Raw genomic sequence first — 22747 nt, 5'->3', positions numbered from 1 at the left:
CTAAATGAGAGGGGGCCTGCTCCCGATATAGTGTGTCAGTCAACAGATTCATTGGCTGATCCACCGCTATCGGGGGCAAGCCCCCTCCCACATTTGAGCCTGCGGTGATCGTTAGAGCGCGATCGGTTTTCGACCGGCAAACGAATGCGCCAACGTGCCGCCGTCCACCAACTCCAACTCGCCCCCCAACGGCACGCCATGGGCGATGCGCGAAGTGACCAGGCCTTTGTTGCTCAGCAGTTGGGCGATGTAATGCGCGGTGGCTTCACCTTCCACGGTCGGGTTGGTGGCCAGGATCACTTCGGTAAACGTGCCCTGCGCTTCTATACGCGCCACCAGCTGTGGAATACCGATCGCTTCCGGCCCCAGGCCGTCCAGGGGCGACAGGTGGCCCTTGAGCACGAAGTAGCGCCCGCGATAACCGGTCTGCTCCACCGCATACACATCCATCGGCCCCTCCACCACACACAGCAGCGTGTCATCGCGGCGTGGGTCGGCGCATTGCGGGCAGAGCTCTTCTTCGGTGAGGGTGCGGCACTGCCGGCAGTGGCCAACCCCTTCCATGGCCTGGCTCAGGGCCTGGGCCAGCCGGGTGCCGCCGCTGCGATCCCGCTCCAGCAGTTGCAGCGCCATACGCTGGGCGGTTTTCTGACCCACACCGGGCAAGGTGCGCAAGGCGTCGATCAGTTGGCGAATCAGGGGGCTGAAGCTCATGGGGGAATGGTCCGACAAAACAACGAGACGCGGTTTATACCCGCGCCTCGGATTAGCGTCAAATGCTCAATCCTGCGCGACACGCACCACCAACTTGCCGAAGTTGCGCCCTTCGAGCAAACCGATAAAGGCCTCGGGTGCCTGCTCCAAGCCGTCGACCACGTCTTCGCGGAACTTGATCTTGCCGTCGCGCACCCACGGCGCCATGGCGCTGAGGAACTCCGGCTGGCGATCACCGTAGTCATCAAACACGATAAAACCCTGGATACGAACGCGCTTGGTCAGCAAGGTACGTTGCAGCGCCGGCAAACGATCAGGCCCGCTGGGCGCTTCATGGGCGTTATAGCCAGCAATCAAACCGCACAGGGGAATCCGTGCCTTGGGGTTGAGCAGCGGCATGACGGCATCGAAAACCTTGCCACCGACGTTCTCAAAGTAGATATCCACACCCTTGAAGCAGGCCTGGGCCAGCTCATCGACGAAGTGCTCGCTCTTGTGGTCGATACAGGCATCAAAGCCCAGCTCGTCCACAACGTAGCGGCACTTGTCGGGGCCGCCCGCGATACCGACCACTCGCAAGCCCTTGAGCTGGGCCACTTGCCCCACCACCGAGCCCACGGCGCCGGACGCTGCCGCCACCACCAGGGTTTCCCCGGCCTTGGGCTGGCCGATATCCATCAAGCCCATGTAGGCGGTCATCCCCGGCATGCCCAACACGCCCAGGGCCATGGATGGACTGGCCAAGCCCTTGGGCACCGGGATCAGGTTGCGACCGTCGGAAATGCTGTGGCTCTGCCAGCCGGTAGCCCCGACCACCAGCTCGCCCACTTCGAATTTCGGATGGCGCGACTGCTCGACACGGCTGACAGCGCCACCGGTCATCACTTCGTCGATTTCCACCGGCGCCGCGTAGGACGGGGCGTCGCTCATGCGCCCGCGCATGTATGGGTCGAGGGACAGGTACAGCGTCTTCAGCAGTACCTGGCCGTCCGCCAGTTCCGGCAGGGTTACCCGCTCAAGGCGGAAGTTCTCTGGCGTGGGGGCGCCGTGAGGGCGCGAAACCAGGACAATGCGCTGGTTAAGAGTCGGTTCTTGAGGCATCAGGGGGCTCCTTATCGAATCCATCGGTATAGGGTGCAGACCATGAGTGCCGGGCCAGGGTTCGATCGGATCGGCACAAACAAAAATGCCAGGCGCAATGCCTGGCATTTCAGTCTAGCCAAGGCTGGCCGATCAGAACGGCAGCTTCATACCCGGCGGCAGTTGCATGCCAGCGGTCACGCCGGACATTTTGTCCTGGCTGTTGGCTTCGATCTTGCGCACGGCGTCGTTGACGGCGGCGGCGAACAGATCTTCGAGCACTTCACGGTCGTCATCGCTGACGCCTTCGAGCAGGCTCGGGTCGATGCTCACGCGCTTGATGTCGTGACGGCCAGTCATCACCACGCTGACCATATCGCCACCGGCTTTACCGGTGACTTCGGCGTTGGCCAGCTCTTCCTGCATCTTGGCCATCTTTTCCTGCATCTGCTGCGCCTGCTTCATCAGGCCGGCCATGCCACCTTTCATCATGGGAATCACCTCAAAAGTACGTGGATCAATAAGTAGCCCGGTGTCATGACGCCTGGGGCACCGGGGCTTCGACAGGTTCAATAGTATCGTGACGGACGACCGCACCGAACTGTTCCATCATTTGCTGGATGAGCGGATCAGCGTGGATCGACTCTTCGGCTTCGCGTTGGCGGTTCAGGCGCCGGCGAGTCGCGGCCTGGGCCGGGGTTTCCTGCTCGGGCTTGATCAACTCGATGGCAATGGTCAGCGTGCGCTCATGGTACTGGTTAAGGGCATCGTTGAGTCGGCGCTGCTGGGTCGCGTTGAACAAGGCGCTGTGGGCCGGGTCCAGGTGCAACAGCCAGTGGTCGCCCTCGATCGCGATCAGGGTGCAGTTGGCGGCGATGCTGCCGGTCATGCCGGAAATCGGCAGTTTCGGGAACAGCTCCAGCCATTGCAGGGCCAGGCCGGTAGCAGGTGCTGCGGCGGGTTCGGCCTCGGGCTCGGGGGCCGGCTCGGCCGCATGTTCGCTGGCCAGTTCGTCCAGGTAGCTGTAGGCCGAATCGATGTCCGGTTCGATGTAGTCTTCGTCCAGCGGTGGTTCGTCGTCGAGGTCGATACCTGGGACTGCGGCATCCACCTGGGCCACAGTGGGCTCAGGCACGGGCGCGCTGACCCATTCCGGCGCGTCCGGCACCACGCTGTCCGGGGTCGGCGTAGGCATCGGCGTCAGCTCGGGCTGCTCGCCAGCGGTTTCCAGCACCGGCTCCACGGCGGGCTGCAACTCGACTTCAGCGTCAGCCTCCAGCGGGTCATTCCAGGGCAGGTCAACCACTGGGGCCGGCTCGGGCTCGATCAGCGGCTCCGGCGCGACTTCCGGCGCAACAACTACAGGCTCTGGCGCCGGGGCAACCGGCGCAGGCGCAGCAACCACTGGCGCGACAACCGCCGCGCCAGCCACTGGTTTGGCGGAATCAACTGTGGCTTGGCTGATCCCCACTGGCTTTAGCGGCTGTCTCGGGGCGTCCGTGGAGTCGGCAGGCCGGAAGGCCAGCATTCGTAACAGGACCATTTCGAAACCACCGCGCGGATCCGGCGCCAACGGCAGGTCCCGACGGCCGATCAGGCCCATCTGGTAGTAGAACTGCACATCTTCGGCCGGCAACGCCTGGGCCAGGGCCAGCACGCGGTCGCGGTCGCCATGGCCATTGTCGACACCTTCAGGCAGCGCCTGGGCAATGGCGACGCGGTGCAGCACGTTGAGGATTTCCGAAAGCACGCCGTTCCAGTCCGGGCCTTGCTCCGACAAGTGGCGCACGGCTTCGAGCAACTTCTTGGCGTCGCCCTCGATCAATGCGTGCAGCACATCGAACACCTGGCCGTGATCCAGGGTGCCGAGCATGGCACGCACATCGGCGGCCATGACCTTGCCTTCACCAAAGGCAATGGCCTGGTCAGTGAGGCTCATGGCATCACGCATCGAGCCATCGGCAGCGCGGCCGAGCAGCCACAGGGCATCGTCTTCGAACGGTACGTTCTCGACACCCAGCACATGGGTCAAGTGCTCGACCACGCGCTCAGGGGTCATGTTTTTCAGGGAAAACTGCAGGCACCGCGACAGAATAGTTGCAGGAAGCTTCTGCGGGTCGGTGGTGGCCAGAATGAATTTGACGTAGGGCGGCGGCTCTTCCAGGGTCTTCAACAATGCGTTGAACGAGTGGCTGGACAGCATGTGTACTTCGTCGATCAGGTAGACCTTGAAGCGGCCGCGACTCGGCGCGTACTGCACGTTATCCAGCAGTTCCCGCGTGTCTTCGACCTTGGTGCGGCTGGCGGCGTCGATCTCGATCAGGTCGACAAAACGCCCTTCGTCGATCTCGCGGCACACCGAACAGGTGCCACAGGGCGTCGATGTGATCCCCGTCTCACAGTTCAGGCATTTGGCAATAATTCGGGCAATGGTGGTCTTGCCGACACCCCGGGTACCGGTAAACAGGTAGGCGTGATGCAGCCGTTGGCTGTCCAAGGCATTGATCAGAGCCTTGAGCACATGGGTCTGGCCGACCATTTCGCGGAACGAGCGCGGACGCCATTTACGTGCAAGAACCTGATAACTCATCGAAAACCGTCGCAACTGGGAAGCGGAAGCCGGTAATGCTAGCGGAGCAAGGGGGAAATTGCATCCGGCACGCTCGCCTAATCTGACCAAGCTCGCCTGACTGGCGTTTTAATGGCCTGAACCGGAGAGTGTCTGCGCGTAGTCCTGGGCGCTTTATGGATGATTGCTGCGACCAGCCTGCGCACTCCTGACAAGAACTGACAGGGCGGCCTTATAGACTGGGCTCACATAACCGCCCGTACTCAAGGAGCCTGCATGAACACCCTCGCCCATTACTTCCTGCTGTATGTCGACAGCCCGGCCACCAGCGCCAATTTCTACAGCCGCCTGCTGGACAAGCCACCGGTCGAATTGAACCCGACCTTTGCCCTGTTCATTCTCGACCATGGCGTGAAGCTCGGCCTGTGGTCACGCCATACCGTGGAACCTGCGGCCCAGGCCACGGGCGGCGGCGGTGAAGTCTGTTTTTCGCTGGCCGATACCGCCGCCGTCGATGCCCTGCACGAACAATGGGTAGAACGGGGCGCCACGATCCTTCAGTCACCGACCACGCTGGACTTTGGCTACACCTTCGTCGCCCAGGACCTCGACGGCCACCGCTTGCGTGCGTTCAGCCTGAGCGCCTGACCGCCAACGCCCTTCCAGGCTGATGGCCGCCACACTCGCCAGCACGATCACCCCGCCGAGCACCACCTGCAAGGCTACGTGCTCGCCCAGCAGCGTGGCCGCCATCCCCATGGCCACTGGCGGGATCAGGTACATCGCCACCGACGCGCGGCTGACGTCGACGTGCTTTAACACGAACCCCCACGCCAGGTAGGCCAACGCACTGGGGAAAACCCCCAGCACCAACACTGCCAGGTTCTCCACCAACGGCGCTCGCGCCACGGCGGTGGGCAGGCCAGGCAGGTTCACGCAGAGCATCAGGGTGCCCGACCACACCATGTAGCACGCCAGGGTCAGTAGGCTGTAGCGATGCGCACAGTGCTTCTGGATGACGAAGTACACACTCCATGAGGCCGCCGCCAGCAGGATCAACAGGCCGCGCGGGTCCATCTCGCCGAGGCCCTGGTCGCCCCAGATCACCACCAGCACGCCCAGCAACCCCAACAGCACACAGCCCCACCGCCAAAGGCTGACTCGCTCCTTCAAACAGAACGCCGCGATCAGCACACTGAACAACGGCGCTGATTGCGCCAGTACGCTGGACGCCGCCGCTGTCACCCATTGCTGCCCATAATTGAGGCTGGTGTGGTGCAGGAACACCCCGAAAAAACCCAGCACGAGCAACCACGGCATGTCCCGCAGACGTGGCCGACCAATCCCCAGCACCAGCGCCACCGCGCCCATCAATACCGAAGCGATCAGAAATCGCAGCAACGCCAGCTGGCCCGGACTGTAGCTATGCAGGCCGATGTGCACGCCAATCGGCGAATAGGCCCAACAGAGAATCACGCTGGCGATGACTAGCGTAAGCTTTACGGGTGACGGGGCATTCATCAACGGCATCCAGAAACAGGGAAGGAATGCCGTCAGTCTTGGCCTGGGCACATCGCAGGACAATTAACCGTTTCTGACTTCTGAAATCAGTGGAACTGAGCAATGGAACTGGCCCAACTGAAGATGGTGAGAGCCGTGGCGCAAACCGGCAGCGTGGCCCAGGCCGCACTGCAATTGCATTGCGTGCCGTCGAACATCACCACGCGCATCAAGCAGCTGGAAAGCGAGCTGGGCACACCGTTATTCATCCGTGCCGGGCGTGGGCTGGCCATCAGTGCCGCCGGGGAAATTTTCCTGGACTACTGCGAGCGCATCCTCGCGCTGGTGGATGAATCCAAACGCGCCGTAGACGCCAACGCCATTCCCCGTGGCACCTTGCGCATCGGCGCGGTGGAGTCCAGCGCCAGCGGCCGCCTGCCGCCGTTGCTGGCGGAATACCATCGACGCTACCCCGACGTCAGCCTGGAGCTGGTGACCGGTGCCTGGGGGCAACTGCTGGACGATCTGCAACACCATCGCCTCGACGTGGCGCTGGTGGCCGCCGGCAACCAACGCACCAAGCTCGAACACAGCGTGGTCTACAGCGAACGGCTGGTGCTGATCGCCAGTGTGTCCAGCGCACCGATCAACAGTGCGGCCGACCTGGCCGGCCGAACCCTGCTGGTCTGGCCACCCGGCTGCCCCTACCGCGCGGCGCTGGAGAACTGGGTCAAGCCCCACGACTTCAAGCCGGCCATCGCCAGCTATGCCAGTTGGGGCACGATTATCGGCTGTGTGAGTGCCGGCATTGGCGTAGCGCTGGCGCCGGAAGGCATCCTGGCGCGCTATGAGCAGGCCAATCAGCTGGCGTCGTATCGATTTGAAGAACTGGCGGCCGTGGATAACCTGCTGTTCTGGCACAAGGACACCCAACGCCACCTGGCACGGGACGCATTCGCCGGGCTGTTGCGGGAAACTTTCGGCTAACTCGCAACATGTTGTTTCGGTTATCCTCTCGCGAAATTAATTCAAAATGTAAGGGACTACCATGAATTACTTCCGCCTGTTGTTGGCGGCGGCCGCGCTGAGCCTGCCTGCCGCACCTGCCGTTGCTGATACCTCGCCTGCCCCCGTTGAAGCCAGTGCCCCCGCCGAAACAGCCGAGCACTTTCTGGCCTCACTCAAGCAAAAGACCGGCACGGTCACCCTGCCCAGCGGCATCGCCACCCTCAAGCTCACCGACGAGTTCTACTACCTCGACCCCGCCGATACCGAGCGCTTGCTGACCGATGGCTGGGGCAACCCGCCGGGCTTCAAGACCCTTGGCATGATCGTGCCCAAAGCCGTCAGCCCATTGTCGGAACGCGGCTGGGGCGTGATCGTCAGCTACAAGGCCGACGGGCACATCTCCGACGAAGATGCGGCAAAAATCGACTACGCCGACCTGCTCAAGCAAATGCAGGAAGAAGATGAAGCAGAGAACCAGGAACGCCAGAAACAAGGCTACGCGGGCCTGCACCTGCTGGGCTGGGCGGAGCCGCCGCACTACGACGACACCACCCACAAGATGTACTGGGCCCGCGAACTGAAGGCCGACGACGCCGACCAGACGACCCTCAACTACAGCATTCGCGTGCTGGGCCGTGAAGGCGTGCTGGAACTCAACGCCGTCGCCGCCATGGCCGACCTGGCCACCATCCAGCAAGAATTGCCCAAGGTGCTGGCCTTTACCAACTTCACCGACGGCAACCTCTATACCGACTTCAACCCGAACACCGACAAGCTCGCCACTTACGGCCTCGCCGCGTTGGTTGCCGGCGGGATTGCCGCCAAGGCCGGGCTCTTTGCCAAGATCGGTATCTTCCTGCTGGCCGCGAAGAAGTTCCTGATAATCGGCGTAGTGGCGCTGCTCGCAGTGATTCGCAAGCTGTTCAACCGCAACAAGGCCTGAACCCCGGACGCAAAAACGCCGCAGTATGCCTGGCACACTGCGGCGTTTTGGGGATGTCTTAGTGAGGCGCCGCTAGACGAGTGTATTGATCCTGGCTGATCCAGCCGCTGAACGAGCGGTCGTCGGCATTGATGAACTCGACCTGGGCCCAGCCGTCCTTGAAGGCCAGCACACCGACCACATCGCGCTTGACGATATACGGACGCTTGGCGGTCTTGGCGCCTGGGGTCTTCAGCAGGTAAGCCTTGTCGGCGGATACCGTTACCAGGCCGATCCATTTTTTACTGGCGGTCTGGGTCAGGTCCAGGCCGGTGGCAATCTCCGGCATCAGCACGTTCATGCACCCAGGGTGCTGGCGGCCCTCTTCCACCGTCAGGGTCACGCCATCGGACGAAGGCGCCAGGCTGCCGGGATGAGCCTCATCGAGCCAAGTGGTGAGCGCCTCAGGTTTGCCTTGCAGGTAAAACGCGCAACTGCGGGTAACGCCCTCGCCCATTGCTTCCGAATAGAACCCTTCGACCTGATGCTCCGGCGTCACTGCCAGCATCAGCCCTTCGTACTTGCCCGAATGCAACGCAGCCGAACCGGCCAAGGCAGGGCCCACGGCGCACAACGACAACACACCTATCGCTAGAAAACGGATCATCCTATTTTTTCCCTTCAAGTTTTTCGTAGGCTTTTTGCATAAGGACGTCGTAGTTGCCGTAGTCCTCGCCGTTATAGTTACGCGCCATGCCGGTAAAATCCTTGGCTTTCATGGCCTTCATCAATGCCGGGCTCTTGCTGCAAAAACCAAGGAACGCTTTTAGTTGGTTGCCGGCATTCACCTTTAATGCTGCCGAAAACTCAAACACCGTCTTGTAACCGCACGAGGCAAAGTTGAAGCCCATGATCTGGAACATACCCCACGAAGCCGACATGAGTGCCGCTTCCTGATCCAGGGCAAACGCGGTGGCCATGGTTTCCCAAGCCTTGGCCTGGTCCTTGTTATTGGCCTGCCACTGCGGCCCGGCTTTTTTCTTGTAGGGGTAGGACAGCAGCGGGTGCGCCTGGTCGTAGATGTGCTTGGTGTACTTGCGAAACAAGTGCCCTTCAAACGCGATCACCGGCAACTTGGCCGGGCCGAACCCCGAACGCCCACCTGATTCCACAGTGGCGAAGGCCTTGATGATATTTACCGAAATACCGCTACCCAACTGTGTGGCGGCGTTCTGGAAGTCCGTTTCGCTGAGGGTCATGCCCCCGTCGCACGTGGCCTGGAGCATCAATTGGCGGTTACGCCGCTCGGCCTCGATCGTCGCGCGCACGCGGTCCAGGTACACGTTGACCGTGGCCTGCACCGCATCGCCATTGTTGTTGCCAAACACATTGAGAAAGCTGGGGATACGCATCGTCGGGAAGGCTTTGACGGGCACCTTCACCGCCTCTTCGATCAGGCTGTTGAACGTGCGACCGGTAGGGTCGATCACGCCATCGGGGTGGGCATATTTGAGATGGCGAAACTGATACTGGCTGATGCACTGCACCAACTGGCCATCACACTTGCCATTCTCGGCCAGCGGAAAACCCATCTTGGGAATGATCAAATTGAATAAATACTGGATGCACTGCACATCGGCGGGCAAGTTTCGGGCTTTGCCGGGAGCGCCTACTGAAGCACTGATAAGACGAGGCAACCCTTGCAGGCTTTTCATGACAGACATCCTTGTTAGTTAAAGAAGTAGTGGCACTTCAATATCAGATCCACGCACTTGTCACACTCTGAAACAAGTGGCTGGCGGAAACTAACAAGGTGTTTTTTGGTTGTCCAGTGGCGCAGTTGAAAGTTGTGAAAAGTTCGTGAGTTTTCACAACCCAACCCTAAGCGGCGCTACTTATTGTCGCGACTTTTCGTACCGAGCTTTCCGGTATAGGGGTTCACATTGCCCTTGGTGCTGTAGTTATTGTTGCGCGTCGCATCCGGGTTGGTGGCATGAGAAGGACGCACGTAGGTGCCACCGCGGGTGTATCCGCTGATGGTGTGGTCCGATCGGCTAGAGGAATAACTGGAATGTGACGATGAATGCCCACCGAAACTGCTACCGCGTGCATAGGCGCTACTTGAAAAAGCCAACACACATGCCAATGCCGTCAACACCACTACTTTTTTCATGCCATCTCCCTATAACACGGTTGAATCGCTCATTGATGGCCGAACAATATCACACCTGAAGCGCGTCAAGAAAAATGTCCGCCGGACGTGCCTGATGCGTCAGAAGCCAGGCGTTTCGCGGATGTTGTGGTCATTTTGGTACTCGATCCACTCAACCACATCGTAAGGCAGATAGAGTTGCTGCTTGGCACGAGAAATCGCGATGTATATCGAACAGATTCGCTCGTCCAACTCATAGGGATCCTTAATTTTCACGTTGGTGAGCAGGCCGGTCGTTAGTAAGACCCGGTCAAACTCCATGCCCCCCGCCTCGTCTGCCAACATCAAAAGGCAGCCTTTCCCCGCCTGACTAAACATCCTGTTCAATCGGGTCAAATCGGCGATTTTGAAACCGTTATCCAACTTGGCTTCAACCCAGAGAAATGACTCATCACATTGATTGGCATCGCGCACTTGTTGCCAATCCGGCATATCACTGAAGTACGGGTGTACACCCATTTCACTCTCACTGGGTCGGTAAAACTCCGGCTTGAATAATCCGATAGCCGTGGTCATGAAATAAACGAGATCGCGCTGCGCGTCTGATGATGGAAACCCGAACGCACAGCTGGCATCGTGCAGTTCGATAGCCCACTTCATCATGTCCCACAGGGACGCAACCAACACCACACAGCCCTCCGGCGGCACGAAACCTCTCGGATAGTACTCAATAACGACGTCGGCATCACGGGCGCCCTCGAAAGGAACCTTGCTCTTTTTCGAGTGCTGGAAAATCAGCGGATTGACCAGACGCTCGATGTTGCGACCTGAGCGCACAGAGTGACTGATATTACTTTGCCGAACAGTGCGCGCTCTTTTGACGACGATGCCGCGTGTCTGTTGATACTCATCCCCAAGCGTAATCAGCACCTGACGGCCACGCTCGAGAATCTGCAACAGCGATGCGGGGATATCCTGGCTCTCGTCAATCAGCACGTGGGTACAACGAGGATGCACCGTACAACCCGCCAGGTTTGCGCGCTTGATCATCAGCAAAGCCTCAAACCCAGTCTGGTTGCCCCATAGCGGATTGGCCTCGAGGTAACCCCATAACCGGCTCGAATACTCAAGCAGCACCCTGACATCCACACCGGATAAAGGCTGTTTAAAAAATGGCAGGTGCCGCTCCGACAGACTGTAATCCCGGGAGCGGCAATAGCATTCGAGTACCTTGAGGCAAACATCCAAGGCTGCCTGCGCATCAAGGTGACGCAAGCCGAGGATGTTCAACGCGTGCGCCAGTGCTAGCTTGCCAGGCCCCTTTACCCGCTTGCTTACGGGCTGTGGCCTTGGACCGTGCAACAGGGTTCGCGCAAAATCATGGAAGGACTGGCCGGCTTGCTTCTCAGGTCGTGACACCATGCGACGACGAAGCGTTTCTAGCTTTTCCTCTGTCCGCGCCAGCAATAATGTCTTTTCAGGTTGCAGGTGCTCCATCAGCGCAACAAGCAAATGGCTTTTGCCTATTCCCGCATACCCCTGGACATGCAGGTCTTCCCCCAAATTGGCACGAAAGGTTCTGACCAGCTTGTCTTGCTCTGCACTCAGCCAACGCTCGCGATGACGCGGCGTCACCATCTGCTTGCTGAACGGGTTATTGGCCTGAAGATGGCGCAGCTTGTAACCCGTGTCCCACTGGCCATTGGGCAATAGGTAATCCTGCGCCGAGACTTCGTCCGCCAGGAGAAAACGTAGCTCCAGCTGTTTTACGACTTCCAGACCGAAATACAACTTGCGCGGGTCGAACAGACGCTGGGCTTCTGGCCATAAACCTGTGGCCTTTGAATGCCTGGCGTCGACAGCCCACCCAATAAGCCTGGCCAGAATCTTCTCTGCAGTAGCCCCGGCAAGGTCTTTTTCGGCCATTTGCGCCAGGTTCTGGATGACCAAAATCGCTGCCAATTCAGGATCCGTCAAGGTGGAGAGGACGTTTACATCAGCGGCGTCCAATACGCCCTTGGCGGTTTCAAAGGTGATAGGCAGGAACACTGGGCTGGATAAATCAAAATGTTCCGGGTGCATACATCCTCAGAGCCAGTGCAAGAAAAGTCACGGCGTCAGTCGTGGGTATAACTGTTCATTCATCTACAGGTCATTATCTGGCACATAGTTCGTTTCAGCGGACGAACGATCAACAACGCATGCCACTTGATCCGTTATTGATGAAACCATGCGGACATCGTCAAGCCACTCCAATTCGACTAAGCGCGAGCAAACCGGCCGCCTGGACGCTCCGAGCTTAGCACTCAGAACCACCACGACCCTGTGGCTGTGCAGGCGTCGAAGTATGCCACCCTTCAAACGCAATGATCGCTTTTGAAGGGTGCTGATCCCGATTTAACGGGGTGACAGAGCTCCAAGAGGCAGACCTCAAAAACGCAGTACTCCATTTATTCAACGTATCCAGCCATCCGCTGAGCTAATGTGGCAGGCGCAAATACTGCCCAAAAAAAATTCAAGGATTGAAATGAAAGCCCCTCTGCTGATCTTGTCGATCATGGCCCTGCTGTCCGGCTGTGCCTCGACGCCTACGCCAGACCTCTCACGCCCCTCCATTGCCGAAACGAAGTCGGTGGTGTTCGCGGGCAAGACGTTTGTCCTGAAATTCCAGAAAAACGGCTTGTGGGAATATTTTCCGGAAAACCAAAGCGTCGATGCCTGGACTGAAATGGTGGACTTTACGGTTGTGCCTCCCGATGACCGCTTCGAGCCGCTGGACCTGGGAAAGCGCACGGTGCAGTTGCACCAACAGGAAAACCCGGACATGCCAGCGGTCCTGGCAACAGACAACCGAACCGGGATCCTCTACCTGATGCTGTTTTATCCCTCGGCGCTGCGCAAAGACGGGCATTTCTCTGAATTCAGCTTCTTCAAGTACTACCGCGACGCCGGCACGGGCGCGATCGTCATCTTTCACTTCGCCAGGAACGTCCCGGCCAAGTCCCAGACCAGGGACGAGCGATGGGAAAGCGCCAAGACCCTGGGCGACGAAATAGTGCCAGTGATAAAGGCATTCCCCCTGTACCGCCCGTAAGCCTGTGGAGCGCACAGCAGAAATCGATTCGCAGGCAGTAATGGCCAGCAAAGCGTTTTAGAAATAAGGATTTTTGAAGATTCAGGAAGAGCGTTATGGAGGCAACCCCACCAGCCACACCCCGGCACACAATGTTCCCGCTGTGGCTGCTTCCTTCCGGATCTGACCAGGTTCACGGGTAATCGTTGCGGGGGGACCGATGGGGTCACCATAACGACGCTGGCCTCTCGGCAAGCCGCGCCATTGTACCGATCTCATCGGAAGTTACAACCGTTGGTGCCGGATTAAAATATGAAGGGGTTCAAGTACTTGCCATGGCCGTCAGCATCCCCGCCATCCCCTGTGGGAGGGGGCTTGCTCCCGATAGCGGTCTGCCAGCCAATAAATCAGTGACTGACACACTGCTTTCGGGAGCAAGCGCCCTCCCACATTAATTCATCATGGTGTCTGCAACACCTCGTCCGCCCGGCCGCCCTCTTCCTGGATGACCAGGTGAATGAAGTGCAGCTTGGCGATCACCGCCGGTGGCAGTACGAAGGGATAGAAATCCGGCTGCCCCATGGCACGGGACAGTTCGTTGAGCATGCCGGCCAGTTCGATCCAGGCGTTGACGAAAGACAGGAACGCCGCACCGCCAGGGTGCTCGGGGTCGTAGAGGGTGCTCAGGGGAAATGGCTGGTAATCCAGGTCCAGTTCCCGCGCACTCATGCCAAACCCCAGGGCGGTGTCGACCGCGTCCATCATGTGCAGGTAGTGGGCCCAGGTTTCGGCCCAGTCTTCCCACGGGTGCATGGTGGCGTAGGCACTGACGCAGGTATGTTGCCAATCCGGGCGCGGGCCATTCTGGTAGTACTGGTCGAGGGCATCGGCGTAACTGGCGCTTTCGTCGCCGAACAGGTCGCGAAAAGGCGTCTGCCAATGGCTGTTGGCGATCAGGCGGTCCCAGTAATAGTGACCGACCTCGTGGCGAAAATGCCCGAGCAGCGTGCGATAGGGTTCGCGCATCTGCACCCGGACTTTTTCGCGGTGGGCGTCGTCGGCCTCCTTGATGTCGAGGGTAACCAGGCCGTTGGCATGCCCGGTGGTCGGCGCATTGCCTTCCAGGTCGATGCCGACGAAGTCGAAGGCCAGGCCGTTGTCTTCGTCGATGCTCTTGGGCACGACGCGCAGGCCCAGACTGATCAGTTGTGCCACCAGTCGGCGCTTGGCGGTTTCCACCTTGCGCCAGCGCTCGTGGTTCTCGGTGATCGACAGGTCGGGAATGGTGCGGTTCAGGCTGCAGGCCACGCACAGCGGTGCGGTGCTGTGGGCGGGAATCAGCCAGTTGCAGGCGGCGGGCGTGTCGAGGTTGGCACAGCGGCGAAAGGCGCCTGCATCGAGGTTGTCGTCTTGCAGCCAGGTGTCCACGACAGGCCCCGGCTGCAGGGAGGACAATCGGCTTTGTTGGGGTTGATAGCCCAGCACCGCCGAGCAGGCCAGGCATTGGCTGTTGCGAAAGAACAGCGGCTGACCGCACCGGCATTGCCAGACCTTGCTGTTGCGCGAGGATTCGGCCATGAACGGTGCGGCGATGCGCGAACTGAGTTGCTCGAAATAGCGAAACATGGCGATCTCTCCCTGGGTGACAGAGACTAGATCATTTCTCGCTCGGGATCGTTCCACTTTGCTGCCCGACGCGGGGCGAGCCCTAATGCCTGTCGGTTAAGAATGGAACGAGCAAACAGTAACCTGTGGTGAGCCGGCTCGCCACCAGAAGCGCACGCTATCAGACGGTGATGTGATGCCCGGCGAGGAAGGCCACGAAAGCGTCTTCGTCCAGCACCTTCAGGCCCAGTTCGCTGGCCTTGGCCAACTTCGAACCAGCACCCGGCCCGGCCACCACGCAATGGGTTTTCGCCGACACCGAACCGGCCACCTTGGCGCCGAGGCTTTCGAGCTTGTCCTTGGCGACATCGCGGCTCATCCGCTCCAGGGAGCCGGTCAGCACCCAGGTATGCCCTGCTTCCGGCAAGCCTTCGATCACTTTCTTCTCGCTCTGCCAGTGCATGCCGAATTCCTCGAGCTGCCGCTCGATGGCCAGGGCATGGTTGGCATGGTCGGGGTTATCGAAGAACTCGCGCACAGCCTTGGCCTGCTTCTCGGGCAGCGCCTGGCGCATATCGAGCCAGTCAGCCTTGATCACGCCTTCGAGGGAGCCGAACTTGTCCGCCAGTTTCTGCGCGGCGCCGGGACCGACGCTGGGCACATTGAGTTTGTCGAGCAAACCGCCGAGGGTGGTGCTGGCGGCGAATTCGGCGGCCAGGGCGCCTTCGTCTTGCAATTGCAGGCCGCATTTGTCCGGCGCCAACAGTGCGCCGATCACGTCCTGGTTGTGGCGGTCATCAAAGAAGCTGCGGATCTCGTGCGCGACTTCCAGGCCCACGTCCGGCAGGTACGTCAGCACCTCCGGCAACGCGCGCTGCACGCGCTCCAAGGCCCCCAGGGAACGCGCCAGCACCTTGGCGGTCTCCTCGCCCACGTCGGGAATGCCTAAGGCGTAGATGAAGCGCGCCAGGGTCGGGCTCTTGCTGTTCTCGATGGCGGCGATCAGCTTCTTGCTGGAGATATCGGCGAAGCCTTCCAGGTCGATGATCTGTTCGTACTTGAGCGTGTAGAGGTCAGCCGGCGAACCAATGAGTTTTTCATCCACCAACTGCTCGATGGTCTTGTCACCCAGGCCATCGATGTCCATCGCCCGGCGCGAGACGAAATGGATGATCGCCTGCTTGAGCTGCGCGCCACAGGCCAGGCGGCCGACACAGCGATACACCGCGCCTTCGCTGACGGTTTCCTTGCCCTTGCTGCGCTTGACCAGTTGCGTGCGCTCGACGTGGGAGCCGCACACCGGGCAACTCTCGGGGATCTGCACGGCGCGGGCATTTTCCGGACGGCGCTCGGTGACCACCGACACCACCTGCGGGATCACGTCTCCGGCACGGCGGATGATCACGGTGTCGCCGATCATGAGGCCCAGGCGCGCCACTTCGTCCATGTTGTGCAAGGTGGCATTGGACACGGTCACACCCGCGACCTTGACCGGTTTCAGTCGTGCCACCGGCGTGACGGCACCGGTGCGGCCAACCTGGAATTCCACGTCGAGCAGCTCGGTCAGCTCTTCCATGGCCGGGAATTTGTGCGCGATCGCCCAACGCGGCTCACGGGCACGGAAACCCAGTTCGCGCTGGGAGGCAATGCTGTTGACCTTGAACACCACGCCGTCGATTTCATAGGGCAGGCTGTTACGTCGCTCGCCGATATCGCGGTAGTAGTCCAGGCATGCCTGGATGCCCTTGGCCAACTTCAGCTCATGGCTGATCGGCAGGCCCCACTTCTGCAACTGCTTCAAATTGCCGATGTGGGTGTCACTGATGTCTGCGGTGACCTGGCCAATGCCGTAGCAGCAGAACTCCAGCGGGCGGCTGGCGGTGATCTTCGAGTCCAGCTGGCGCAGGCTGCCGGCGGCGGCGTTACGCGGGTTGGCGAAGGTCTTGCCACCGACTTCCAGTTGCGAGGCGTTCAGTCGCTCGAAACCGGCCTTGGACATGAACACTTCGCCGCGCACTTCCAGGGTGGCCGGCCAGCCGGTGCCGTGCAGTTTCAGCGGGATATTGCGCACGGTGCGCACATTGACGCTGATGTCTTCGCCCGTAGTGCCGTCGCCGCGGGTGGCGCCGCGCACCAGTTCGCCGTCCTGGTACAAAAGGCTGACCGCCAGGCCATCCAGCTTTGGTTCACAGCTGTACTCCACCGCGGCGCCACCGCCAAACAGATCGCCCACCGGCAGGTCGAGCCCCTCGGTGACGCGGCGATCGAACTCGAGCATGGTGGTTTCATCGAACGCGTTGCCCAGGCTGAGCATCGGGATCTCATGACGCACCTGGGTAAAGGCCGACAACGCCGCACTGCCGACCCGCTGCGTCGGCGAATCACGCGTCACCAGTTCCGGGTGCTCGGCTTCCAGGGCCTTGAGCTCATTGAACAAGCGGTCGTACTCGGCGTCCGGAATGCTCGGCTCGTCGAGCACGTGGTAACGGTAATTGTGCTGATCCAGTTCAGCGCGCAGTTCAAGGATGCGGGTGTGGGCGGCGGTCATGGGTGTTCTCTCATAAAGCAAAAGAGCAGCCGAAGCTGCTCAAATGTTGGTGCGCTTATTCTATCGACAACGCTTGAGGCCAATCCTCAGCGTTTCTGTGTCAGGGCGCGACGCTCGAATTCGACGATGCGCTGACGGTAGTGTTCGATGGTCTGGGCGGTGAGGACGCTGCGCTGATCGTCCTTCAATTCGCCATTCAGTTCCTGGGACAGCTTGCGCGCTGCCGCCACCATCACGTCGAACGCTTGTTTCGGGTGACGCGGGCCTGGCAAGCCAAGGAAGAAGCTGACGGCCGGCGTGCTGAACAGGTCAATATCGTCCAGGTCGAAGGTGCCCGGCTTGACCGCATTGGCCATGGAGAACAGCACTTCGCCATTACCGGCCATGCTTTCGTGGCGGTGGAAGATGTCCATTTCGCCAAAACGCAGGCCGCTTTCGAGGATGTTCTGCAACAGCGCCGGGCCTTTGAAGCCCGCGGCGTCGCGGCAAATCACGCTGATCACCAGCACTTCTTCGGCGGCCGGCTGATCGCTGACCGATTGGCGCGGCGGGCTCTTGGTCGCATTCTCATCAGGGAAGTCGTCATCGCGGCTGCTGAAACTCGGGCCTTCGTCGACGTCAAGGTTCAGGTCGCCCTGGTGCGGCTCGGCAACTGCAGCACTGCCGCGCTTGCCACGTTTGGAAGATGGCTCGCGGGCTTCACGCACAGGCGCACTCATGGACGGCAGGTCATGCTCATCCAGCTGCGGTTCCTTATGGGTATCCAACACACGGGGCGGCCCCAGCAGCTCGGCGCTGCCGTCGTCGTCGGGCAAGTTGGACAGGTTACGGTCCAGACGGAATTTGAGCTTGCCCTTGCCACCGCGCATGCGGCGCCAGCCATCAAAAAGAATACCGGCAATGACAATAATGCCGATGACGATCAGCCACTCGCGCAGACCGATTTCCATGTAATCCCGTGCCTCTAATAAAAAATGCTGAAAAATAAGGGGTTTAGCACCGTGCAAACCGCTTTAAAACGTGGCGCCAACTCTATGTTCTGACTGACGTTTTGCCCACGCATACGAAAAATTGACATTAAACTAGCACGACCAAAGATAACTTTACACCGTCTGTCAAAATGCCTTGAACAAATATGTCCATTTGCCACTTTCGCCAGGGCGGTAAACCGTCTTACATCGCGCTGAAAATCTTCTCTCCTGGCGTGGCTCAGGATTCCACCATTGCCATCGCTTCTTCGACATCCACCGCGACCAATCGCGAACAGCCCGGCTCGTGCATCGTCACCCCCATCAACTGATCAGCCATTTCCATGGCGATCTTGTTGTGGGTGATATAGATGAACTGCACAGTCTGGGACATCTCCTTGACCAGGCGTGCGTACCGTCCCACGTTAGCGTCATCCAGCGGTGCGTCAACTTCGTCGAGCATGCAGAACGGCGCCGGGTTCAACTTGAAGATGGCAAACACCAGGGCCAATGCGGTCAGGGCTTTTTCGCCGCCGGACAACAAATGGATGGTGCTGTTCTTCTTGCCCGGAGGCCGCGCCATGATCGTTACCCCTGTATCGAGTAGATCTTCGCCCGTCAGTTCCAAGTAAGCGCTGCCACCACCGAAAACTTTTGGGAATAACGCCTGTAAACCGCCATTAATCTGATCAAAGGTATCCTTGAAGCGGTTGCGGGTTTCCTTGTCGATCTTGCGGATCACGTTTTCCAGGGTATCCAGGGCTTCGACCAGGTCGGCGTCCTGGGCGTCCAGGTAGCGTTTGCGCTCGGACTGCTGCTGGTACTCATCGATGGCGGCCAGGTTGATTGCCCCCAGGCGCTGAATCCGCGCGGCTATGCGTTCGAGTTCTTCTTCGGCGTCTTTTTCGTTGGCCTCGGCGGTCAAGGTGTCAAGCACGCCGTGCAGGTCGTAGCCATCCTCGAGCAACTGGTCCTGGAGGGTTTTGCGGCGCACGGTCAGGGCTTGCCATTCCATGCGCTGTTGTTCGAGCTGGCCGCGGATCAGTTGGGATTGCTGCTCGGCCTGGGTCCGGCGCTTTTCTGCGTCACGCAGTTCGCGGTCGGCATCTTCGAGGGCGATTTGCGCGGTCTTGAGTTCTTCGTCGACGGTCATGCGCTTGTCGAGCAGCTCTTCAAGCTTGAGCCGCAGCTCTTCCAGGGGCGCTTCGCCCTCCTCCAGGTTGAGGCTCAGTTGCTCGCGCTTCTCGGTCAGGCGTTCGGACTGCATCTCCAGGCGCTCAAGGGCCTGGCGCGTGGAGTCGTGCTGCGCACGCAGCGAGCCGAGGCGCACCGCCAACTGGTGAGCGTGGTCCTTGTGCTGGCGAGCTTCCTGGCGCACACGGTCAAGGCGTTCACGCAGGCTGTCCCGCTGGGCCAGCAGCAGTTCGCGTTGCTCGGTGTCCTGGGCCATGCTGTCGAGGGCTTCCTGCAATTGCAGGCGTGCTTCGCCGATTTGTTCGTGCTCGAGCGCGCGTTGCTCGCCCATCTCGGCTACTTCTTCATCGAGACGGGTACGGCGCAGGGTCAGTTGCTCGACCTTGGCTTTGCTCGCGGAAAGCTGGGCTTTCAATTCGCCTTGCTGGCGCGCCTCATCCTGCAACAGGCGACGCAGATGTTCGCGGCCGGTCTCTTGCTGGCGCTGGGTGGCGCGCAGGGTTTGCAGCTCGGTTTCCAGGCTTTCCAGGGTCGCTTCGCGCTCTTCACGCTCGGCGATCAAATTGACGATTTCCTGGCCACGGGCCAAAACCCCGCTTTCTGCTTCACTGGCGCGGCGTACCCGCAGGAAGTGGCGGCCGACCCAGTAGCCATCACGGCTGATCAGGCTTTCGCCGGCAGCCAACTGACCGCGCTGGGCCAGCGCCTGCTCAAGTGATTCAACCGGTTTGACCTGGCCCAGCCACGGCGACAAGTCAATCGCCGCCTCGACCTTGTCCAGCAAACTGCCCGGCACGCGGGTGCCGTCGGCGGCCGGGCTGAGCAGGCGCAAATCGCCCTGGGCAAAACCGGCCAGGTCGAAGCCCCCAAAATCGTCCACCAGTACCGCTTGCAGGTCGGCACCCAATACGGTTTCCACCGCCAACTCCCAACCGGCTTCGACTTTCAAGCCTTCGGCCAGGCGCGGACGCTCGGCCAGATGCTGGTCGCGCAGCCATTCGGCGGTACCGGTGCCAGGGTCCAGAGCGGCTTGCTGCAGGGCTTCCAGGGAGGCCAAACGACCGTTGAGCCGCTGCAGATCGCCCTGGGCCTGCTGCTGGGCCTGGGTCGCCTGTTGCAGTTGCTGGCGCAATTGCTCCAGGCGCTCGACTTGCTGTTCTTCGCTGGCCTCCAGCTCTTCGAGGGTCATCTCGCTTTCAGCCAGTTGCTCGCTGAGCTCCATGATCGCCGCGTCTTCCGGGTCGGCAGCGAGCAACACGCGTTCTTCCTGCAAGCGACGCTGGCGTTCGGCCAGACGCTCCATGCTGGTTTCCAGCTGCTGGATGCGTGACTGTTGCACTTCGGCCTGGCGCCGAGGCTCGGCGGATTTCAGGTTGAAGGTGTCCCACTGCTCCTGCCAGCCGTGCATGGTGGTTTCGGACTCTTCCAGGGCGGCAGCGGCTTCTTCGGCCGCCGCGCTGGTGATCTCCTGCTCGGGAGTGAGCAGGTCCAGCTCTTCGCCGAGGGTCAGCAGCAAGGTGCGGTCATGGCCCAAGTGAGATTCGGTCTCCAGGCGCGCGCGCTCGGCTTCCTTCAAATCCTCCTGCAACTGACGCAAGCGCTGCTGGCCGTGCTGGATGCTCTGCTCGACCCGGGCGATGTCTCCCCCCACCGAGTAGAAACGGCCCTGCACCAGATTGAAGCGCTCGGACAGGTCATGGTGACCGTCGCGCAGGCGCTCGATGCTGGCGTCGGCATTGCGTTGCTCGGCTACCAGGGCTTCGAAGCTGATTTCCTGGGTGCCGATGATCGCTTCACGCTGGCCCACCTGGTCATTCAGCGCCTGCCAGCGCAGGGCCGACAGTTGCGCCTTGAGCTGGCGCTCCTCGCCCTTGTATTCCTGGTACTTTTCGGCGGCCTGGGCCTGGCGGTGCAGGCGTTCCAGCTGGCGTTCCAGCTCTTCACGCAGGTCGGTGAGGCGGGCGAGGTTTTCGTGGGTGCGGCGGATACGGTTTTCAGTTTCGCGGCGGCGCTCCTTGTACTTGGAGATGCCGGCCGCTTCTTCGATAAAGTTGCGCAGGTCTTCCGGCTTGGCTTCGATCAGCTTGGAGATCATGCCTTGCTCAATGATCGAGTAGCTGCGCGGGCCCAGGCCGGTACCGAGGAAGATATCGGTGATATCCCGGCGCCGGCACTTGGTGCCGTTGAGGAAGTAGCTGTTCTGGCTGTCGCGGGTCACTTTACGGCGGATGGAGATTTCCGCGTAGGCCGCATATTCGCCGACCAGGGTGCCGTCGGAGTTATCGAACACCAGTTCGATGCTGGCCTGGCTGACGGGTTTGCGGCTGGTGGAGCCGTTGAAGATGACGTCGGTCATCGACTCGCCGCGCAGGTTTTTTGCCGAGCTCTCGCCCATCACCCAGCGTACGGCGTCGATGATGTTCGACTTGCCGCAGCCATTGGGCCCCACCACTGCCGCCATGTTACTGGGGAAGTTCACCGTGGTCGGGTCGACGAAGGATTTGAACCCCGCCAGTTTGATGCACTTGAGCCGCACGCTTAGGCGTCCGCCAACGCAGCGATGACCAGCGAGCAACTACGCTGGCCATAGGCCGACAACACCTGGCGAATCTGCGGCAGGTCGCGGGCAAGCACGGCGGCGAGCAATTGCTCGAACAACGCCAGGTACTCGCTCATGGAGGCCTTGCGCTGATCGAGGGCCAGGTAATAGGCACGGTTCATCGCCGGCTGCAGGTTTTCGACGGTTTCCTGCAAATACGGGTTGTTGGCGAAGGGGTACGCGGCGCGCATCACGCTGAAGCATTCTTCGACAAAGGCGCGGATGTCCTGGCGCTCGAAACTGCCGACCAGGCGCTGCTGGATCTGCAGGAACGGCGCCATGTCAGCCTGGGTCTGCCAGCCCTGGGCCACCGCATTGCCGAGCAGGATATACAGCTCACTCATCAACGTGCACAGGCTCTGCACCTTGTGTGCGGTGAGCTCGGTGACGTGGGCGCCACGGCGCGGCAGGATCGCGATCAGGTGGCGACGTTCGAGGATCAATAAGGCTTCACGCACGGAACCACGGCTGACATTGAGCGCCAGCGTGACTTTCTGTTCCTGGATCCGCTCCCCAGGCTTGAGATCGCCGCGAATGATACGTTCGGCGAGGTGGTGAGCAATTTGCTCGGCGAGACTGTCCGGCGCCTTGAACGTCATGTTTTCCCTTCAAAATCTTCTATCGATACAAGCGCGGCAGTGTAGCGCAAATGCCTGGCTGATGGCGCTAGGCCCACCCTGCTGAATTTGGCACGGAATAAGCAGCGCTGAAACCCAGAAGCCCCCAAAAACAGCGGTTCCAGAAGACTGGACCATAATTGAAAGTGTTGTGATCGCAATTTCTTGACCTCGTAGTCAGAAAATCATTGACCGAAA

The 22747-nt window shown here is 60.4% G+C and carries 18 protein-coding genes and 1 other RNA gene; 4 read left to right on the top strand and 15 right to left on the bottom strand.

Annotation, left to right across the window (positions count from 1 at the left end; translation table 11 throughout):
• Positions 1-111 precede the first annotated feature (111 nt).
• From recR to dnaX, 4 genes are all read right to left on the bottom strand, one after another.
• Positions 112-714, bottom strand: a complete 603-nt coding sequence (recR, locus tag AC1Q6I_RS03270) for a recombination mediator RecR (protein ID WP_017845247.1) — start codon at positions 712-714, stop codon at positions 112-114.
• Between the two features lie 66 nt (positions 715-780).
• A complete protein-coding gene (gene curA, locus AC1Q6I_RS03265) occupies positions 781-1815 on the bottom strand; it encodes an NADPH-dependent curcumin/dihydrocurcumin reductase (protein WP_102623527.1) in 1035 nt (344 codons plus the stop codon).
• Positions 1816-1947: 132 nt separating this feature from the next.
• Positions 1948-2286 (bottom strand): YbaB/EbfC family nucleoid-associated protein, encoded by a 339-nt coding sequence (locus AC1Q6I_RS03260; RefSeq protein ID WP_017527493.1) that lies wholly within the window; start codon positions 2284-2286, stop codon positions 1948-1950.
• Between the two features lie 43 nt (positions 2287-2329).
• Complete coding sequence (gene dnaX, locus AC1Q6I_RS03255) at positions 2330-4384, bottom strand: DNA polymerase III subunit gamma/tau (protein ID WP_024076839.1); 2055 nt, start codon at positions 4382-4384, stop codon at positions 2330-2332.
• 255 nt (positions 4385-4639) lie between these two features.
• Between dnaX and AC1Q6I_RS03250 the strand changes: the two genes are divergently transcribed.
• Positions 4640-5011: a VOC family protein gene (locus tag AC1Q6I_RS03250; protein ID WP_069076777.1), complete on the top strand. Its 372-nt coding sequence runs from the start codon at positions 4640-4642 to the stop codon at positions 5009-5011.
• Here the strand turns inward: AC1Q6I_RS03250 and AC1Q6I_RS03245 are convergent.
• On the bottom strand, positions 4925-5884 hold the full coding sequence (locus tag AC1Q6I_RS03245; RefSeq protein ID WP_102623528.1) for a DMT family transporter: 960 nt from the start codon (positions 5882-5884) through the stop codon (positions 4925-4927). The genes AC1Q6I_RS03250 and AC1Q6I_RS03245 overlap by 87 nt on opposite strands.
• A gap of 102 nt (positions 5885-5986) precedes the next feature.
• Between AC1Q6I_RS03245 and AC1Q6I_RS03240 the strand changes: the two genes are divergently transcribed.
• Both AC1Q6I_RS03240 and AC1Q6I_RS03235 read left to right on the top strand, forming a co-directional pair.
• The gene (locus AC1Q6I_RS03240) at positions 5987-6850 is read left to right on the top strand and encodes a LysR family transcriptional regulator (RefSeq protein WP_102623529.1); all 864 of its coding nucleotides are present in this window, start codon (positions 5987-5989) and stop codon (positions 6848-6850) included.
• A gap of 61 nt (positions 6851-6911) precedes the next feature.
• The gene (locus AC1Q6I_RS03235) at positions 6912-7814 is read left to right on the top strand and encodes a DUF2167 domain-containing protein (protein WP_102623530.1); all 903 of its coding nucleotides are present in this window, start codon (positions 6912-6914) and stop codon (positions 7812-7814) included.
• A gap of 58 nt (positions 7815-7872) precedes the next feature.
• On the opposite strand, the gene AC1Q6I_RS03230 is transcribed toward AC1Q6I_RS03235, so the two are convergent.
• The 4 genes from AC1Q6I_RS03230 to AC1Q6I_RS03215 all read right to left on the bottom strand — a co-directional run bounded on the left by AC1Q6I_RS03230 (position 7873) and on the right by AC1Q6I_RS03215 (position 12027).
• The gene (locus tag AC1Q6I_RS03230; RefSeq protein ID WP_024076844.1) at positions 7873-8460 is read right to left on the bottom strand and encodes a hypothetical protein; all 588 of its coding nucleotides are present in this window, start codon (positions 8458-8460) and stop codon (positions 7873-7875) included.
• Between the two features lies 1 nt (position 8461).
• The gene (locus tag AC1Q6I_RS03225; protein WP_024076845.1) at positions 8462-9508 is read right to left on the bottom strand and encodes an N-acetylmuramidase family protein; all 1047 of its coding nucleotides are present in this window, start codon (positions 9506-9508) and stop codon (positions 8462-8464) included.
• A 176-nt stretch (positions 9509-9684) separates the two neighbouring features.
• Entirely contained in the window at positions 9685-9966 is a 282-nt protein-coding gene (locus AC1Q6I_RS03220) for a hypothetical protein (RefSeq protein ID WP_102623531.1), read from the bottom strand.
• A 99-nt stretch (positions 9967-10065) separates the two neighbouring features.
• Positions 10066-12027, bottom strand: a complete 1962-nt coding sequence (locus tag AC1Q6I_RS03215) for a hypothetical protein (protein ID WP_102623532.1) — start codon at positions 12025-12027, stop codon at positions 10066-10068.
• Between the two features lie 445 nt (positions 12028-12472).
• On the opposite strand from AC1Q6I_RS03215, the gene AC1Q6I_RS03210 reads away from it, so the two are divergent.
• On the top strand, positions 12473-13039 hold the full coding sequence (locus AC1Q6I_RS03210; RefSeq protein ID WP_102623533.1) for an HI_0983 family protein: 567 nt from the start codon (positions 12473-12475) through the stop codon (positions 13037-13039).
• Positions 13040-13144: 105 nt separating this feature from the next.
• Here AC1Q6I_RS03210 and ffs read toward each other — a convergent pair.
• The 6 genes from ffs to AC1Q6I_RS03180 all read right to left on the bottom strand — a co-directional run bounded on the left by ffs (position 13145) and on the right by AC1Q6I_RS03180 (position 22531).
• Positions 13145-13241, bottom strand: an RNA gene (ffs, locus tag AC1Q6I_RS03205) — signal recognition particle sRNA small type.
• Between the two features lie 236 nt (positions 13242-13477).
• On the bottom strand, positions 13478-14644 hold the full coding sequence (locus tag AC1Q6I_RS03200) for a zinc-binding metallopeptidase family protein (RefSeq protein WP_024076847.1): 1167 nt from the start codon (positions 14642-14644) through the stop codon (positions 13478-13480).
• A 160-nt stretch (positions 14645-14804) separates the two neighbouring features.
• Positions 14805-17171: an NAD-dependent DNA ligase LigA gene (gene ligA / locus AC1Q6I_RS03195; RefSeq protein ID WP_024076848.1), complete on the bottom strand. Its 2367-nt coding sequence runs from the start codon at positions 17169-17171 to the stop codon at positions 14805-14807.
• 86 nt (positions 17172-17257) lie between these two features.
• A complete protein-coding gene (zipA, locus tag AC1Q6I_RS03190) occupies positions 17258-18121 on the bottom strand; it encodes a cell division protein ZipA (RefSeq protein ID WP_024076849.1) in 864 nt (287 codons plus the stop codon).
• Between the two features lie 259 nt (positions 18122-18380).
• A complete protein-coding gene (smc, locus tag AC1Q6I_RS03185) occupies positions 18381-21869 on the bottom strand; it encodes a chromosome segregation protein SMC (protein WP_069076771.1) in 3489 nt (1162 codons plus the stop codon).
• A gap of 2 nt (positions 21870-21871) precedes the next feature.
• Entirely contained in the window at positions 21872-22531 is a 660-nt protein-coding gene (locus AC1Q6I_RS03180; RefSeq protein WP_024076851.1) for a GntR family transcriptional regulator, read from the bottom strand.
• Between the last annotated feature and the right edge of the window lie 216 nt (positions 22532-22747).

This window comes from Pseudomonas sp. MPR-R2A5, from assembly GCF_058793055.1.
The sequence above is the reverse complement of the archived record's forward strand: the minus strand, read 5'-3'. Positions and strand labels throughout refer to the sequence as shown.

Excerpts from the sequence above, each read along its gene's own strand:
- recR (WP_017845247.1), bottom strand. The coding sequence starts at position 714 with ATGAGCTTCAGCCCCCTGATTCGCCAACTGATCGACGCCTTGCGCACC.
- curA (WP_102623527.1), bottom strand. The coding sequence starts at position 1,815 with ATGCCTCAAGAACCGACTCTTAACCAGCGCATTGTCCTGGTTTCGCGC.
- AC1Q6I_RS03260 (WP_017527493.1), bottom strand. The coding sequence starts at position 2,286 with ATGATGAAAGGTGGCATGGCCGGCCTGATGAAGCAGGCGCAGCAGATG.
- dnaX (WP_024076839.1), bottom strand. The coding sequence starts at position 4,384 with ATGAGTTATCAGGTTCTTGCACGTAAATGGCGTCCGCGCTCGTTCCGC.
- AC1Q6I_RS03250 (WP_069076777.1), top strand. The coding sequence starts at position 4,640 with ATGAACACCCTCGCCCATTACTTCCTGCTGTATGTCGACAGCCCGGCC.
- AC1Q6I_RS03245 (WP_102623528.1), bottom strand. The coding sequence starts at position 5,884 with ATGAATGCCCCGTCACCCGTAAAGCTTACGCTAGTCATCGCCAGCGTG.
- AC1Q6I_RS03240 (WP_102623529.1), top strand. The coding sequence starts at position 5,987 with ATGGAACTGGCCCAACTGAAGATGGTGAGAGCCGTGGCGCAAACCGGC.
- AC1Q6I_RS03235 (WP_102623530.1), top strand. The coding sequence starts at position 6,912 with ATGAATTACTTCCGCCTGTTGTTGGCGGCGGCCGCGCTGAGCCTGCCT.
- AC1Q6I_RS03230 (WP_024076844.1), bottom strand. The coding sequence starts at position 8,460 with ATGATCCGTTTTCTAGCGATAGGTGTGTTGTCGTTGTGCGCCGTGGGC.
- AC1Q6I_RS03225 (WP_024076845.1), bottom strand. The coding sequence starts at position 9,508 with ATGAAAAGCCTGCAAGGGTTGCCTCGTCTTATCAGTGCTTCAGTAGGC.
- AC1Q6I_RS03220 (WP_102623531.1), bottom strand. The coding sequence starts at position 9,966 with ATGAAAAAAGTAGTGGTGTTGACGGCATTGGCATGTGTGTTGGCTTTT.
- AC1Q6I_RS03215 (WP_102623532.1), bottom strand. The coding sequence starts at position 12,027 with ATGCACCCGGAACATTTTGATTTATCCAGCCCAGTGTTCCTGCCTATC.
- AC1Q6I_RS03210 (WP_102623533.1), top strand. The coding sequence starts at position 12,473 with ATGAAAGCCCCTCTGCTGATCTTGTCGATCATGGCCCTGCTGTCCGGC.
- AC1Q6I_RS03200 (WP_024076847.1), bottom strand. The coding sequence starts at position 14,644 with ATGTTTCGCTATTTCGAGCAACTCAGTTCGCGCATCGCCGCACCGTTC.
- ligA (WP_024076848.1), bottom strand. The coding sequence starts at position 17,171 with ATGACCGCCGCCCACACCCGCATCCTTGAACTGCGCGCTGAACTGGAT.
- zipA (WP_024076849.1), bottom strand. The coding sequence starts at position 18,121 with ATGGAAATCGGTCTGCGCGAGTGGCTGATCGTCATCGGCATTATTGTC.
- AC1Q6I_RS03180 (WP_024076851.1), bottom strand. The coding sequence starts at position 22,531 with ATGACGTTCAAGGCGCCGGACAGTCTCGCCGAGCAAATTGCTCACCAC.